Genomic DNA, 16,385 nt, shown 5'->3' with positions numbered 1-16,385 from the left:
ATTGAATTCCGCAAAAGGAATCTTTTTATCCAGCATCATTTTAAGGAGGTATAATAAAATGGCTAGAAAAATGAAAACCATGGATGGTAACCATGCAGCAGCTCATGCTTCTTATGCATATACAGATGTTGCAGCTATCTATCCTATCACACCTTCATCTGTTATGGCGGAGGCAACAGATGAATGGGCAACTCAGGGAAGAAAAAATATTTTCGGACAGGAAGTTCAGGTAACAGAGATGCAGTCTGAGGCAGGTGCAGCAGGTACTGTACACGGATCTCTGGCAGCAGGTGCTCTGACAACTACTTACACAGCTTCTCAGGGTCTTCTTCTGATGATCCCGAACCTGTACAAGATCGCAGGCGAGCAGCTGCCGGGCGTATTCAACGTTTCTGCACGTGCACTGGCAAGCCACGCACTGTCAATCTTCGGTGATCATTCCGATATCTATGCCTGTCGTCAGACTGGATGTGCAATGCTCTGCGAATCCAGTGTACAGGAAGTTATGGACCTGACTCCGGTTGCTCATCTGGCAGCAATCAAAGGACGTATCCCGTTCATCAACTTCTTCGATGGTTTCCGTACATCTCACGAGATCCAGAAAATTGAAACATGGGATTATGAAGATCTGAAGGATATGGCAGATATGGATGCAATCGATGCATTCCGTAAACATGCACTGAACCCGAACCATCCTTGCCAGAGAGGTTCTGCACAGAACCCGGACATCTTTTTCCAGGCAAGAGAGGCTTGCAACCCTTACTACGATGCAATGCCGGCTATCGTTCAGGAATACATGGACAAAGTAAATGCAAAGATCGGTACAAACTACAAACTGTTCAACTACTACGGTGCTGCTGATGCAGAAAAAGTAATCGTAGCTATGGGATCTGTAAATGATACCATCGAAGAGACCATCGATTACCTGATGGCTGCCGGTGAAAAAGTCGGTGTCGTAAAAGTTCGTCTGTACAGACCGTTCTGTGCAGAAGCACTGATTGATGCAATTCCGGAATCTGTAAAACAGATCACGGTTCTTGACAGAACAAAAGAGCCGGGTGCTATGGGTGAACCGCTGTATCTGGATGTAGTAGCAGCTCTGAAAGGTTCCAAATTCGATGCAGTTCCTGTATATTCAGGACGTTACGGACTTGGTTCCAAAGATACAACACCTACTCAGATCGTTGCTGTATACAACAACACAGAAAAGAAAGTATTCACGATCGGTATCGAAGATGACGTTACCAATCTGTCTCTGCCGCTGGGCGAGCAGCTGATCACAACTCCGGAAGGAACCATCAACTGCAAGTTCTGGGGACTGGGAGCAGACGGTACCGTTGGAGCAAACAAGAACTCCATCAAGATCATTGGTGACAACACAGATATGTACGCTCAGGCTTACTTTGACTATGACTCAAAGAAATCCGGCGGTGTTACCATGTCTCACCTGCGTTTCGGTAAGAAACCGATCAAATCTACCTACCTGATCAAAAAAGCAAACTTTGTAGCATGCCACAATCCTTCCTATGTTCGTAAATACAACATGGTTCAGGAACTGGTTGACGGCGGTACATTCCTGCTGAACTGCCCATGGGATATGGAAGGTCTGGAAAAACATCTGCCGGGTCAGGTAAAAGCATACATCGCAAAGCACAACATCAAATTCTACATCATTGATGGTGTTAAGATCGGTATCGAGACAGGCATGGGTCCGACTCGTATCAATACCATCCTGCAGTCTGCATTCTTTAAACTGGCAAACATCATTCCAGAAGAAAGTGCGATCGAGCTGATGAAAGCAGCAGCAAAAGCAACTTACGGACGTAAAGGTGATGATGTCGTTCAGAAGAACTGGGCAGCTATCGATGAAGGTGCAAAACAGATCGTTGAAGTAAACGTTCCGGAAAGCTGGAAAGACGCACAGGACGAAGGTCTGGATACCAAAGTTGCAACAGGCGACCGTCAGGACGTAGTAGATTTCGTAAACAACATCCAGAACAAAGTAAACGCTCAGGAAGGTAATACACTGCCTGTATCTGCATTCAAAGATTATGTGGACGGTACGACACCATCCGGTGCAGCTGCATTCGAAAAACGTGGTATCGCAGTAAACGTTCCTGTATGGAATCCGGAAAACTGTATCCAGTGTAACCGCTGTGCATACGTTTGTCCGCACGCTGTTATCCGTCCGGTAGCACTGACTGACGAAGAGGTTGCTGCAGCTCCGGAAGGACTGAAGACTCTGCCGATGACCGGTATGAAAGAATATAAATTCACAATGACTGTATCCGCTTACGACTGTACCGGATGTGGTTCCTGTGCAAACGTCTGCCCGGGCAAGAAAGGTGCAAAAGCACTGGCTATGGAAAACATGGAAGCAAATGCCGGCGAACAGAAATACTTCGACTATGCAACAAAACTGCCTGCAAAAGCAGATGTGGTAGAAAAATTCAAAGAAAATACGGTAAAAGGTTCTCAGTTCAAACAGCCGCTGCTTGAGTTCTCAGGTGCCTGTGCAGGTTGTGGTGAGACACCGTATGCAAAACTGGTTACACAGCTGTTTGGTGACAGAATGTACATTGCAAACGCAACAGGATGCTCCTCTATCTGGGGTAACTCTTCACCGTCCACACCGTACACCGTAAACGAAAAAGGACAGGGTCCTGCATGGAGCAACTCACTGTTCGAAGATAACGCAGAGTTCGGTTATGGTATGCTGTTAGCTCAGAAAGCAATCCGTGAAGGACTGAAAGCAAAAGTAGAAGCTGTTGCTGCAAACGAAAAAGCTTCTGATGAAGTGAAAGCAGCCTGCCAGGAATGGCTGGATACTTATAGCGTAGGTGCTACAAACGGAACAGCTACAGACAAACTGGTAGCAGCTCTGGAAGGCATCGACTGTGATACATGCAAAGACATCGTCAAGAACAAAGATTTCCTGGCTAAGAAATCCCAGTGGATCTTCGGAGGTGACGGATGGGCTTATGATATCGGATTCGGCGGCGTTGACCATGTACTGGCAAGCGGCAAAGATATCAACATCATGGTATTCGACACCGAAGTTTACTCCAATACAGGTGGACAGGCTTCCAAGTCTACTCCGACCGGTGCAGTAGCACAGTTCGCAGCAGGCGGTAAAGAAGTGAAGAAAAAAGATATGGCAAGCATTGCAATGAGCTATGGCTATGTATATGTAGCACAGATCTCTATGGGTGCTGACTTCAACCAGACGGTAAAAGCAATCGCAGAAGCAGAAGCATATCCGGGACCATCCCTGATCATCGCATACGCTCCATGTATCAACCATGGTATCAAGAAAGGTATGGCAAAAGCTCAGACAGAAGAAGAACTGGCAGTAAAAGCTGGTTACTGGCATTGCTTCCGTTACAATCCGGCTGCAAAAGCAGAAGGAAAAGATGCATTCACTCTGGACAGCAAGGCTCCGACAGGAGAATATCAGGAATTCCTGAACGGCGAAGTTCGTTACAACTCCCTGATGCGTTCTAACCCTGAAAAGGCTAAGAAACTGTTCGCTAAGAATGAAGCAGAAGCAAAAGCTCGTTATGAATACCTGAACAAACTGATCACACTGTATGGTGCAAATAAAACAGAAGAATAATGAGAAGATCAGCATTTGCTGATAATATAAAAGAGACCGCAGAGCGAAATGCCCTGCGGTCTTTTACGTGAATCTTAAATAATAAAATTGCATTTAATCGATGCCGACGCGGATACCGCCGGAGCGTTCACATGGCTGCAAAAGTACGCAGACCGGTTCGTTGCCGGACCATTCATAGGCATAGGATTCTCCGGAAGCCTGCCCGATCAGGTTTTTCCAGGAAAGATCACTGCGGATCTGCGGATCGCCATATCCGCGGCGGCTCATCCAGCAGATCACGGCATCCGGGTCTACAGAAATTGTAGCATGGCTGTCGGTGTTGTCCATGGCGATTGGGTTGCCGTCCGAGAGCACAGCGACATAGGCATTCGGACCGGCTCCGGTCAGCGTTGAGGTTGCCAGACCTTTCTGGGAAAAGATACCGCAGCCGATAAAGCGGACGCTGTAATCACAGTCCTGTGTAAAAGCGAGAATATTCTCGGACTCTACCGAAAGGATTTCACCCTGGGCAAGTTTATACACAACTACATGCTGTCCATGATTTGCATAATAAGTGACAGAATCGCCATTCATAGTGACTTTCATCAGAGGCAGATTTTCACGGGTGACGCGTCTTGTCAGGGAACCGAGGGCTGCCTGCATCAGGTTGCTCTGTGGACCGAGCAGCAGTTTTTCAAAACGATAATTTTTTCCGCCCTGGCTTTCGCCGGCGATAAAAGCACCGGCCTTTGTGAACAGTACATCATTTCCGGTGCAGGTAACTTTCAGACTCAGTTCATTGATCACTTCAAAATTTAACATAAAACGATTTCCTCCTTAAAAAGAAACGGTGTTCAAGTCTGTTTGACCTGCACACCATACAGACCGCATAAGCCTTCCAGGTCTTTGGCGACCCCGTTTCCGATGGCATTGAATTTCCAGTTTCCGTTATGTAAATAGACTTCTCCAATCATCATGGAGATGACATTGGAATAATATTCATCCATCACAAAGCTGACCAGCTCCCGGTCAGAAGCGGCATCTAAAATCCGCACATAGGCATCCTCGATCATGCCGAAATTCAGGCGTTTGGAAAAGGCATCATTGATCGTCAGCACAAAGACGATCCGGGTGATCGATGGATTCAGTCTGGAAAGATCGATCGCAACGGACTCGCGGTCCGTGTTTTCCCGATCAGAAAAAATCACACTGCAATCCGGACTTTCTTTTTGCCCGTAAAATACAAACCAGTCATCGCCTGAAACTTTTCCGTCACGGCCAAGAAGAAATGCGGAAACATCCACATCACAGGCTGGATTTTTGACATTCCAGCCAAGGCAGGCCTTGATCTTTCCAAGAGAAATTGCATCTCCAAGTAGTGTTTTCTGTCCTTTCCTCGTTTGATTTATCAGAGCAGGCATGATCTGGTGTGAGATGCCGGAAGGAGCAGATGACGTGAATGTATTCTGCTGTGCGGATCTCCGATAAGACGGCGATGGATTCGAAACACGGGATGACATAGGAGTTTCCGATGCCCTGGATACAGTGAATGGCGCGGCTTCTGCAGAGGAGAGAGATTCACTTTGCGTCACGCGATTTATGTTGTGTATGCCTGTATAGTCCTCAGCTCTGGAGGTGACACGGTTGATCTCAAGGATCGAATCTGTGTGAAGGGGGTGCGAAGTCTTTTTTGGAAGAACAAGCATAAAATAACCTCCTTTTCTTTTATCTGCTTTGAGTATACGCTAAAAAGCAGAAATTGTCACGTCTGGATCCAATTTTTCAGGTATCTGTACGGCGACAGTATGCAAAGAGAAACGATTGCCTGGTCGTTTCTTAAAATGCTTGAAAAGAAACGCAAAAAATGATATAGTGATTTATATGTAATTTTACAGAAAAAGAGAGGGCGGCATTCGCATTTCACCTATGTTCAGACAACAGAAATTAAGCATACTTGACGATTATTTTAAAGAGCTTTCGGTCAGAACGACAAGAGAAGAAGTATACTTTTACCGCATCAGCGGTTATACACCGCAGGTCGCGGCCTTTATCCGGAAATATTATGAGGAGGCGAGGCTTCGCGGCGTTGTGATCGAAGGCAGGATTCCCAATCCTGCCGGGCAGAATCTTTCTTATTATGAAGAGATGATGGGCATGGATTTTCAGATGGCTCCTGGTTTTATCGAAAGTCGTTTACAGAAATGGCTTCCGCGGATGAATCCGTACCAGCGGAAAAATATGGCGATGTCCATGTATGATTTTTTTGCTTCTATGCAAAGGGCAGGCAAGACAGAGGGTATGCTGAAAAATGCCTACATCAAGTTCATGTGCTGGCTGTATTATAAGTTCGAGCGGATCGTCAATCTGCTCGGTGAAAATTCCGTCCCGAAGATTCTGTACGAGGGAGACATCAGCCATTATGAGCTGATGCTTTTGTCTATATTGTGCCATGCGGGCTGCGATATTGTACTTTTGCAGTACCACGGAGATCAGAATTATCAGAGACTGGATGCGGCGAATGTATATTCTATGCCGCTGACCTTGCCGGATATGCAGGCATTTCCGGGGGATTTCAGTCTGAAGAATCTTCGCATGCAGCAGCAACAGGAGATCGAGCGAAGCCGCCTTTACGGCAGACTTCCGGATGTCAGAAACTGCACCAATGCATGGATTGAGGGAAAGCCTCTTCTGGATATTGCAAAGCCGCCAACCGTGCGGGGCAGTGATCCTGAATTTTATTATAATTGTTATTGCCAGATAAATGGTGTAGAAGATAAAATCTCTTATACTAACGAGCTTTACCAGCTTTACCAGGAATTAAAAGCCCGGAAGCGAAACATTGTGATCGTAAACGGGCAGATCGAGCCGCCGACTCCGGAGGAGATCGCAAAAGTTTCCAGAAAAAATTACAGCAAAACCGATGAGATGCTTCTGGATCTGAAACGCAATCTTCAGTATCCGGCGAACCGGGAGCTTCAGAGCCTGATGATCAAAGCATTTCTTGATGTGCTTCTGGAGGAGGAAAAAGCACTGGATGAGAACCGCAACAAACTGACCAACAAGGCAGTCTATCTGATCTGCTGGATGATGCGTTATCTGCCGGAGTTATTCAAAAGCTGGCGTATGCCGCAGATTGGATGCTTTTTTTATATGGGCGGATGCAAAAATCGTTTTGAAGCGTTGTTTCTGAAAATGCTGGGCAGACTTCCGGTGGATGTACTGATCCTCGATCCGGATCGCAGTGCTGCGTTTGCACTGGAAGATCAGCTGCTCTATCAGATGAATTTTACGGAGACGCTGCATTTACAGCGTTTTCCGCAGGAAAATACCGAAGTCCGGATGGGGACGGCTGCCTATCATGCGGAGCGGGAACTGGATACTCTGATGTATCAGGATAGTGGACTGTACCGCAACCAGCAGTATCAGAGTGCGGATATCATCAATCTCCAGACGATGTACGAGGAGATCCGGCTTTTATGGAACGAAGAAGTGAAATACCGGCCGAATTTCAGTACGACGGAAAGGACTGTCAATATCCCGGTCATTTTTGCAAAAGTTTCCGGCGTAAAAGACGGAAAAGTATCCGAGTACTGGTCATCGATCCGGGAGCTGATCACAGAAGATACCATGGTGATTAAAAGCTTTCCTTATATTCAGCCGCTTGCAGCCAATCCGATCAAGCCTTATGTGACTGAATTTTACAAAAACGGCAGACTGCAGAAGGCAAAGATCAAAAACCATCCGGCGTATGCCTATGGCTTTTTAAGAGAAGAGATCCAGGAGCACATTCTGAACAAGCTGCAGATCCTGATCGAGCAGAAGCTGATCCGCGGCACCTTTGAAAACGGCACGGAGTACACGATCCTTTCGACGATATTGAACCTGCCGAAAGAAATCCTGCGGATGCTTCAGAAATTTGATTTTACAAAGAAAAATCCGAAACTGATCTATATCAATCCCGGTGAGAAAGTAATCTCACTGGAGGATGCGATCCTTACCGCGTTTTTGAATCTGGCTGGTTTTGACATTCTGTTTTTCATACCGACCGGATATCAGAATATAGAGAACTTTTACAACAGAAAACAGATGGAAGAGCATCAGATCGGGGAGTATTTATATGATTTAAATGTCCCGGATCTGACGAGGATTCCATTGCCAAAGGCACGCCAGAAATCCTGGCGGGACATACTATTCAGGAGGGAGTAAAAGATGGGACTTAATTTTAACAGACCAGATGCTCCAACGCAGACAGCTCCGGCCGCACAGGCGGAACTGGAACAGGTGAAGTCTTATGATATCGTTGTGGACAGAAAGCAGATGAGTGCAGAGCTGGTTGGTTCCAAAGAAGTGGACGATATCGTCAGCACGATCGAGGTCAACAATCTGGAGACGATCGTATCGTTTGGGGCAGAGGTCGCAGAAGAGATCTCCAAAGCATCGGATGTGGTGTTAAACAGCATGGATATGAAACAGCTGGATGAGTCCAGTCAGATGCTGAACACGCTTGCAAAGATCATGGAGAAGTTTGATCCGGATGAATTAAAAGAAAACAAAGGCCTGTTTGACAAACTGTTCGGCGGGCTTCGCAAACAGATGGACAAGATTCTTGCCAAATATCATACAATGGGCGAAGAAGTAGATCAGATCTATGTTCAGCTCAAACAGTATGAGACAGAGATCAAGCAGTCCAACCGCAAATTAGAGACGATGTTTGAGGCAAATGTAAATTATTACCACGAGCTGGTGAAATACATTCTTGCCGGAGAACAAGGCTGTCAGGAGCTGGAAGCCTATATCGCACAGCGTCAGGCAGATATGGAGGCTACCGGGGATCAGTCGATCCAGTTTGAGCTTACCAGCTTAAATCAGGCACTGATGATGCTGGAGCAGAGGACACAGGATCTGCGTACCGCAGAAAACATTGCCATGCAGTCGATCCCGATGATCAAGACGATGGCATTCAGCAACATGAACCTGGTCCGCAAGATCAATTCCGCATTTATCATCACACTTCCGGTATTTAAGCAGGCACTGGCACAGGCGATCATGCTGAAACGCCAGAAGATCCAGGCAGAAGCCATTTCTGCACTGGACCAGAAAACAAATGAGATGCTTATTAAAAATGCACAGAATACCGTGCAGCAGTCCAAGATGACGGCACAGCTGGCATCCGGCAGTTCGATCAAGATTGAGACGCTGGAGACGACCTGGAAAACGATCGTAAACGGTATCGATGAGACAAGACAGATCCAGGAAAATGCAAGAAAACAGCGGCATGAAGATCAGGCAAGACTTGAGAACATCAAGCAGGAATTCAACCAGATGTACCACATGCCGACAAAGAGATACTGAGAGCAAACAAGGTGAATCTTCACCTTAATATAAATCCATAAAGGAGGAAACATTATGCCTATTAATTTATCAAAAGGACAGAAAGTAGATCTGACAAAAGGAAATCCGGGACTGAAAAGCATTATGGTAGGACTCGGATGGGATGTGAACGCATTTGATACAGGAGCAGATTTTGACCTGGATGCAGCAGCATTTATGTGCGGTTCCAACGGCAAATGCCCGACCGAAAAAGAATTTATCTTTTACGGAAATCTGGAACATCCGACCGGATGTGTCAAACATATGGGCGACAATCTGACCGGTTCCGGCGAAGGCGATGACGAACAGATCATGGTCGATCTGACACAGGTTCCATCCGACATCGAACGTATCGCATTTACCGTAACGATCTACGATGCAGATGTCAGAAGACAGAATTTCGGACAGGTATCCAACGCATTTATCCGTATCGTGGATGATGCAACCGGAAAAGAACTGATCCATTTTGACCTCGGAGAGGATTTCTCCATTGAGACAGCCGTTGTGGTAGGCGAGCTGTACAAGCACAACGGAGAATGGAAATTCAACGCCATCGGCAGCGGATTCCAGGGCGGTCTGGCAGCACTGTGCGGACATTATGGAATCGAAGTCGCATAAGTAGTACAGGCAGATAAAATGAATTTGAGCAATGCTTAAAAACCTGGAAAAGGGGGCATGATTATGTCTATCAGTTTACAGAAAGGACAGAAAGTGAATCTGTCCAAAGAGAAAAAGGGGTTATCCAGAGTCGTAGTAGGACTTGGATGGGATGAAGTCAAAAGATCTAGAGGATTTTTTGCACTGAAACCGGCACCGATCGACTGCGATGCTTCTGCAATCTTACTGCAGAACGGCAGAATGGCAGGAAGAGATGATCTGGTATACTATAACAATCTGACACACAAATCCGGAACCGTCCGTCACATGGGTGATAACCTGACCGGCGAAGGAGAAGGCGATGACGAGCAGATCGTGATCGACCTAGACCGTGTGCCGTCTGAGTATGACAAGATCGTGATCGTTGTAACGATCTATCAGGCACAGCAGAGAAAGCAGCATTTCGGACTGATCGAGAATGCGTTTATCCGCCTGGTAGACGGAAAAAATGACCAGGAGATCTTAAAGTACAACCTGACAGAGGACTACTCAGGAATGACGGCGATGATCTTCGGTGAGATCTATCGCTACAACGGTGAGTGGAAATTCGGTGCCATCGGACAGGGAACAAGGGACGGCGGCATCGGTGAGATGGCAGCAAGATTTCAGAAATAAGAGCGTACCGGTATGACATGGTGCGATATGGGAGAGACTATATCTGAGATGAAGTGATTCATATAGTTTCTCCCTGCTTATAAGCAGAAAAATAAAAACAGGAGACAAAAAGATGAAGTATAATGGTTTGACAGACAAACAGGTCGAAGAGTCCAGAAGTAAATTTGGTTCCAACGAGATCCCGGATTCCGAGCCGACCACGTTCTGGGAAGAATTCAAAGAGACGTTCAGTGATCCGATGATCAAGATCCTGCTGGCGATCGCAGCACTGATGATCGTGATGTTCTTCTTTGGGTATGCGGAGATTTACGAGCCGCTCGGAACGATCGTTGCAGTGCTGATCGTGGCAACCGTATCTGCAAAGACCGGTGTTGCAAGCGATACCAAGTACCGTGAACTGAAAGACAATACAGAGAAAGACAAGTGTAAAGTTCACAGGAACGGCGTGATCACGGTGATCGATGTTGATGATGTTGTAGTCGGTGACAAAGTCCTGCTGCAGTCCGGTGATAAAATCCCGGCAGACGGTGTACTGATCGACGGGGCACTGCGTGTGGACAACTCCGCACTGAACGGCGAGGCAGAAGAATGTAAAAAAACAGCGGCATCAGAAGATTTTCAGCTGGAAGATGACATCACAGGCGATACCTTTGTCGATGCACACTCCCTGTTCCGCGGAGCAGTGATATTTGACGGCGAAGGTATTCTTGATGTACGCAAGGTCGGACTGAAGACCATGATGGGAAAAATGGCAGAAGAGATGCAGGAAGACGAGCCGGATTCTCCTTTGAAAGTAAAACTTGCCAAACTTGCAAAACAGATTTCCACGTTTGGTTATATCGGTGCGGTATTGATCGCCGTACTTTACCTGGTCTACTTTGTTATGCAGGCGGGCGGAGTTTCCCAGTACTTTGCAATGGGGATTGAACCAGTTGTCAAAGATGTTGTAAGGGCTCTTTCTCTGGCAATTGTCATCATCGTCTGTGCAGTTCCGGAAGGACTTCCGCTGATGATCTCCCTCGTGCTGATGCAAAATACAAGCAAAATGCTTGACCACAATGTCCTGGTAAGAAAAGCAGAAGGTATCGAGACAGCAGGTTCTTTAAACATTCTCTTCAGTGATAAGACAGGAACGATCACAAAAGGTATGCTTGAAGTGGTCGATTTCTTTACCGGCGACGGCAATTCCATTGATATTGCACAGTTGAGTAAACACAGCAAGGTGAAAGGTCTTGTGGATCTTGCCATCGGTAAGAATACACAGTCCATGTTTGATGCATCCCATAAAGTCATCGGCGGAAATGCAACCGATCAGGCATTGATGAAGTTTTTGGGTGAGGAGACATTCAAGACGCTGGAGAACAGCAGCGAATATAAAATAACAAAACAGCAGTCTTTCAACTCTGCAAATAAATTCAGTCAGGCACGCATCGACAGCACCGGTAAAACTTTCTATAAAGGGGCACCGGAAAAACTTCTGGCAAATGCAGTGAAATATCTGGATGCAGACGGCAATATCTGTACCATGGACAACGCCATCCTGAACCGCAAGATCGATGAACTGGCAGCAAAAGCAATGCGTGTGCTGGCCTTTGGTTATTCAGAAAAAGACATGGTTGAAAATTCAATCAATGATGATATCGTGATCATTGGTCTGGTGGGCATTCGTGACGATGTACGTCCGGAAGCAAAAGAAGCGATCCGGGAAGTACAGGGAGCCGGTATTCAGGTCGTTATGATCACAGGTGACCGCCTTGAGACAGCGGTAGCGATCGCAAAAGATGCAGGACTGTTAAAAGGAGGCAGCGACCGTGCACTTTCCTCCGCACAGCTCAATGAGATGAGTGATGAAGAAGTGAAGAAGATCATACCGAATATCCGTGTGATCGCAAGAGCACTGCCGACCGACAAGTCCCGTATGGTACGCCTGTGCCAGGAGATGAACCTGGTAGTCGGCATGACAGGTGACGGTGTCAACGACTCACCGGCACTGAAACGTGCAGATGTTGGTTTTGCCATGGGAAGCGGAACCGAAGCAGCAAAAGAAGCAGGTAAGATCGTTATTCTGGATGATAATTTTAAATCCATCAAAGATGCCATCCTCTATGGAAGAACCATCTACCATAACATCCTGAAATTCTGTAAATTCCAGCTGGTGATCAACGTGGCAGCCGTTGTGGTCAGTGCGATCGCACCGTTTTTCGGTGTGGATGAACCACTGAAAGTAACACATCTTCTCTTTGTAAATCTGGTCATGGACGGACTGGGAGCGATGATGCTTGGCAATGAACCGGCAAAAGAAGAATATATGGCAGAAGCACCGCGAAAACGTGATGAAAGTATTGTAAGCAAAAAAATGATGGGACAGATCCTCACAATGGGAATCTGGCTTACCGTGGTAAGCTTTATCTATCTGAAAGTGCCGTTCTTTGTAAATCTGTTTGCAAATGAGGAACAGCACCTGACGGGTTATTTTGTACTGTTTATTGTGGCAGCTTTGTTCAACGGCTTTAATGTGCGTGACGATGGATTTGCAATTTTTGCCGGTCTGAATGAGAATAAAGATTTTATTAAAGTATTTCTGATTATTATAATCGTGCAGGCATTGCTCGTAAATGCGGCGATCGTTCCGCTGGCCCCGTTCCAGTGGATTGGAGAAATGTTCAGCTGTGTTCCGTTTGGAATCAAAGGCTGGATTGCAGTTGTTCTGCTGGCATGTACAATGATTCCGGCAGATATGGTCAGAAAACTGTGCGTAAATAAATAACAGGTAATCCAACAGGGAAAGTGCGGTGTCACGTATGGGATCGCACTTTTTCCGTTGATATAACAGGGGTTTGTACATGAGAGAATTCAGAAGATGATTTCCTTTATTGGCCGAAAGGAGTTTCATGTACTTCAGACGACGACAAACCAGTATATTGCATGTGGAAATGCAGCGAAGCAGCTGCAGAACAGATCCGATTATCTGACGGAGCAGGTCAGGCTTTATGCGATGACCGGGCAAAGTAAATATATTGATGCTTATTTTGAAGAAGCAGAAACAAAACAGAGCAGAGAGAAAGCTCTGGATATTTTGAAAAGATATTTTGACGGGACAGAAACTCAGACCGCCCGAATAAAGGAGAGAGTATTTTTAAAGATGCAGACCAGGCACTCTATTATGTAAAAGAATATGGCAGAAAGGGCTGCAGTTTTTATGAATAAATAAAAAGAAAAGAGGTTTTTTCATGGCAATAAAAGAATTACAGGCGTACGAACTTTTAAGGGAAGAGGGGCTTTCCGATATTCAGTCAGTCGGCTATCTGCTGCGTCACAGAAAAAGCGGTGCACGCATCATGGTCATTGCAAATGATGACGATAATAAAGTATTTCATATTACATTTCGTACACCTCCGGTAGACAGCACCGGGGTAGCACATATTCTGGAACACTGTTCGCTGTGTGGAAGCGAAAAGTTTCCGTCCAAAGATCCGTTTGTGGAGCTGGTAAAAGGTTCGCTCAATACCTTTCTGAATGCGATGACCTATCCGGATAAGACCATGTATCCGATTGCAAGCTGCAATGACAAAGATTTTGCAAACCTGATGGATGTCTATATGGATGCCGTTTTTCATACCAATATTTATAAAAAAGAAGAGATTTTCCGTCAGGAAGGCTGGAATTATCATCTGGAAAATCCGGAGGATGAGATCACCTACAATGGTGTGGTATACAACGAGATGAAAGGAGCTTATTCTTCACCGGAAGATGTGCTTGATCGCGAAATTTTAAATGCACTTTATCCGGATACACCGTATGGATTTGAGTCCGGAGGAGATCCGCAGTGTATCCCGGATCTGAAATACGAAGATTTTCTGGCTTTCCATGGAAAATATTATCATCCGTCCAATGCCTACATCTATCTCTATGGAAATATGGATGTTGAGGAACGCCTTACCTGGCTGGATCAGGAATATCTCTCTAAATACGGAGAAAAAGAGGTAGATTCAAAGATCAGTATGCAGAAAGCGTTCGATGCTCCGCATGAGATCTATAAAAAATATTCTATTTCCACATCCGAATCGGAAGAAGACAACACCTATCTTTCCTGGAATGTGTCCGTTGGCATAAGCAGCGATGTACGTCTTGTGACTGCCATGGCAATCCTGGAATATGCACTTTTGTCAGCACCTGGGGCACCGCTTAAACAGGCTCTTTTGGATGCCGGGATTGGAAAAGATATCCTAGGCTCTTTTGAGAGCGGCATTCAGCAGCCGTCCCTTTCTGTAGTCGCTAAAAATGCAAATGTCGGTGACAAAGAAAAGTTCCTGGCAGTGATCCGCAAGGTACTGGAAGAGCAGGTGAAAAACGGCATCGATAAAAAAGCACTGCTGGCAGGTATCAATTCTTCCGAGTTCCGTTTTCGTGAGGCAGATTACGGCTCTTATCCGAAGGGCCTGATGTACGGAATCGACATTATGGACAGCTGGCTGTACGGCGAGGGTGATCCGTTTGCCTATGTCAAACAGCTGGATATTTATAAGGAACTCCGTGATGCAGTAGAGAGTGATTATTACGAGAAACTGGTGCAGAAATATCTGCTGGATAACACACATGTGGCGGTTGTTGTCGTTGCACCGGAAAAGGGACTGACTGCAAAACTGGAGGCAGAGACGGCAAAGAAACTGGCAGATTTTAAGGCAGGTCTCAGTGAAGAACAGGTAAAGGAGCTGGTAGAAAAAACAGCAAAACTGCAGGAATTCCAGGAGACACCGTCCACACAGGAAGAGCTGGAGAAAATCCCGATGCTTACCAGGGAGGATATCACAAAGAAATGCAGACCGATCTGCAACAGAGAGCTTTCTTTTGGCAACACCAAAGTTCTGTGGCATGATGTGAACACGAACGGCATCGCTTATCTGACCCTTTATTTTGATCTGTCCGTTGTCAGAAAAGAGGATCTGCCTTATGTCGGCCTTCTGAAAAATGTGCTGGGCATGATCGACACCGAGCATTATGCTTACGGAGATCTGTTCAATGAGATCAATATGCAGACTGGAGGTATCGGTACCGGGATGGTCGTATTTCCAGAAAAGGACACACAGAAGATGTATCCGATGTTTACCGTATCAGCCCGCACACTTTATGATAAAATCGACTTTGTGTTTGATGTGATCGAGGAGATTTTATTCACATCCAAACTGGACGATGAGAAACGCTTAAAAGAGATCGTTTCCGAGCAGAAATCAAGGACACAGATGCGGCTGACAACGGCAGGACATTCGGCAGCGGCAACCCGTGCCATGGCTTATTTCTCCGAGACAGCTGCGTTCAGTGATCGCAGCAGCGGGATTGACTACTATCGCATGCTCGATGACCTCGATGCAAATTTTGAAACGAAAAAAGAGAATCTGAAGAGTAAATTGAAAGAGCTGATGAACGTGATTTTCCGACAGAATGCCATGGTATTTTCCGTAACAGCGGAAGAGAAGGGGCTTGCCGGACTGGAAGAGAAAGTGACAGGATTATGCGAAAAACTTTCGTTGGATAAGAGAACACCTTCAGAAGAAACCCTTGCATACGGAAAGCTGAACGAAGGCTTCCAGACCTCCGCCAAGATCCAGTATGTGACACGTGCCGGAAATTACCGCGAGGCAGGCTATGATTATACCGGGGCACTGCGGATCCTGAAGGTGATCATGAGCTATGAATATCTCTGGGTGAATGTGCGTGTCAAAGGCGGGGCGTATGGCTGTATGAGTGGATTCGGCAGAAATGGCAATTCCTATTTTGCTTCTTACCGTGATCCGAACTTGCGTCAGACCAACGAGATCTACGAAGGCGTGCCGGAATACGTGGAACATTTCAACGTCGAAGAGCGTGATATGACAAAATACGTGATCGGAACAATCAGTGAGATGGATACGCCACTCACAGCAAGAGCACAGGGAGCACGTTCTGATGCTGCTTATTTCGGACATGTGACTGAAAGCGACCTTCAGAAAGAGCGTGACCAGGTACTCTATGCGACACAGGAAGATATCCGTGCCCTGGCACCGCTGATGCGTGCAATCCTGGCAGAAGACTGCATCTGCGTGCTCGGAAACGAAGATGCACTGGAAAAAGAGAAAGAGATGTTTAGAAATCTCGGACCACTTTAAGGAGG

Annotated in this window: 10 protein-coding genes; 8 read left to right on the top strand and 2 right to left on the bottom strand. The window is 46.2% G+C overall.

What is annotated here, in order from left to right; genetic code table 11:
* Window positions 1-58: 58 nt before the first annotated feature.
* Window positions 59-3,616 carry a pyruvate:ferredoxin (flavodoxin) oxidoreductase gene (nifJ, locus tag GPK60_RS04420; protein WP_173896132.1) on the top strand — a complete coding sequence of 1,186 codons (3,558 nt, stop codon included), beginning with the start codon at window positions 59-61 and terminating at the stop codon, window positions 3,614-3,616.
* 93 nt (window positions 3,617-3,709) lie between these two features.
* On the opposite strand, the gene GPK60_RS04415 is transcribed toward nifJ, so the two are convergent.
* Entirely contained in the window at window positions 3,710-4,417 is a 708-nt protein-coding gene (locus tag GPK60_RS04415) for an AIM24 family protein (RefSeq protein WP_022118224.1), read from the bottom strand.
* 32 nt (window positions 4,418-4,449) lie between these two features.
* Complete coding sequence (locus GPK60_RS04410; RefSeq protein ID WP_346727712.1) at window positions 4,450-5,115, bottom strand: TerD family protein; 666 nt, start codon at window positions 5,113-5,115, stop codon at window positions 4,450-4,452.
* A gap of 406 nt (window positions 5,116-5,521) precedes the next feature.
* On the opposite strand from GPK60_RS04410, the gene GPK60_RS04405 reads away from it, so the two are divergent.
* The 7 genes from GPK60_RS04405 (at window position 5,522) to GPK60_RS04375 (ending at window position 16,380) form a co-directional block, all read left to right on the top strand.
* On the top strand, window positions 5,522-7,801 hold the full coding sequence (locus GPK60_RS04405; RefSeq protein WP_215658926.1) for a YceG family protein: 2,280 nt from the start codon (window positions 5,522-5,524) through the stop codon (window positions 7,799-7,801).
* Between the two features lie 3 nt (window positions 7,802-7,804).
* A complete protein-coding gene (locus tag GPK60_RS04400; protein ID WP_022118221.1) occupies window positions 7,805-8,947 on the top strand; it encodes a toxic anion resistance protein in 1,143 nt (380 codons plus the stop codon).
* Between the two features lie 54 nt (window positions 8,948-9,001).
* The gene (locus tag GPK60_RS04395; protein WP_173865667.1) at window positions 9,002-9,583 is read left to right on the top strand and encodes a TerD family protein; all 582 of its coding nucleotides are present in this window, start codon (window positions 9,002-9,004) and stop codon (window positions 9,581-9,583) included.
* A 63-nt stretch (window positions 9,584-9,646) separates the two neighbouring features.
* Complete coding sequence (locus GPK60_RS04390; protein ID WP_022118219.1) at window positions 9,647-10,237, top strand: TerD family protein; 591 nt, start codon at window positions 9,647-9,649, stop codon at window positions 10,235-10,237.
* Between the two features lie 112 nt (window positions 10,238-10,349).
* Window positions 10,350-13,004: a calcium-translocating P-type ATPase, PMCA-type gene (locus tag GPK60_RS04385; protein WP_173865666.1), complete on the top strand. Its 2,655-nt coding sequence runs from the start codon at window positions 10,350-10,352 to the stop codon at window positions 13,002-13,004.
* A gap of 93 nt (window positions 13,005-13,097) precedes the next feature.
* On the top strand, window positions 13,098-13,406 hold the full coding sequence (locus tag GPK60_RS04380; protein ID WP_215658925.1) for a hypothetical protein: 309 nt from the start codon (window positions 13,098-13,100) through the stop codon (window positions 13,404-13,406).
* A gap of 61 nt (window positions 13,407-13,467) precedes the next feature.
* Entirely contained in the window at window positions 13,468-16,380 is a 2,913-nt protein-coding gene (locus GPK60_RS04375; RefSeq protein ID WP_215658924.1) for an insulinase family protein, read from the top strand.
* Window positions 16,381-16,385 lie beyond the last annotated feature (5 nt).

Origin of the sequence: Ruminococcus sp. MCC718 (assembly GCF_018783905.1) — a bacterium.
Taxonomy (GTDB): Bacteria; Bacillota; Clostridia; order Lachnospirales; family Lachnospiraceae; genus Hominisplanchenecus; species Hominisplanchenecus faecis.
The sequence above is the reverse complement of the archived record's forward strand: the minus strand, read 5'-3'. Positions and strand labels throughout refer to the sequence as shown.

What these genes read in the sequence shown, in the direction of transcription:
- GPK60_RS04410 (WP_346727712.1), bottom strand. Translation starts at nt 5,115, where the DNA reads ATGTCATCCCGTGTTTCGAATCCATCGCCGTCTTATCGGAGATCCGCA.
- GPK60_RS04380 (WP_215658925.1), top strand. Translation starts at nt 13,098, where the DNA reads ATGATTTCCTTTATTGGCCGAAAGGAGTTTCATGTACTTCAGACGACG.
- GPK60_RS04395 (WP_173865667.1), top strand. Translation starts at nt 9,002, where the DNA reads ATGCCTATTAATTTATCAAAAGGACAGAAAGTAGATCTGACAAAAGGA.
- GPK60_RS04385 (WP_173865666.1), top strand. Translation starts at nt 10,350, where the DNA reads ATGAAGTATAATGGTTTGACAGACAAACAGGTCGAAGAGTCCAGAAGT.
- GPK60_RS04405 (WP_215658926.1), top strand. Translation starts at nt 5,522, where the DNA reads ATGTTCAGACAACAGAAATTAAGCATACTTGACGATTATTTTAAAGAG.
- GPK60_RS04415 (WP_022118224.1), bottom strand. Translation starts at nt 4,417, where the DNA reads ATGTTAAATTTTGAAGTGATCAATGAACTGAGTCTGAAAGTTACCTGC.
- nifJ (WP_173896132.1), top strand. Translation starts at nt 59, where the DNA reads ATGGCTAGAAAAATGAAAACCATGGATGGTAACCATGCAGCAGCTCAT.
- GPK60_RS04390 (WP_022118219.1), top strand. Translation starts at nt 9,647, where the DNA reads ATGTCTATCAGTTTACAGAAAGGACAGAAAGTGAATCTGTCCAAAGAG.
- GPK60_RS04375 (WP_215658924.1), top strand. Translation starts at nt 13,468, where the DNA reads ATGGCAATAAAAGAATTACAGGCGTACGAACTTTTAAGGGAAGAGGGG.
- GPK60_RS04400 (WP_022118221.1), top strand. Translation starts at nt 7,805, where the DNA reads ATGGGACTTAATTTTAACAGACCAGATGCTCCAACGCAGACAGCTCCG.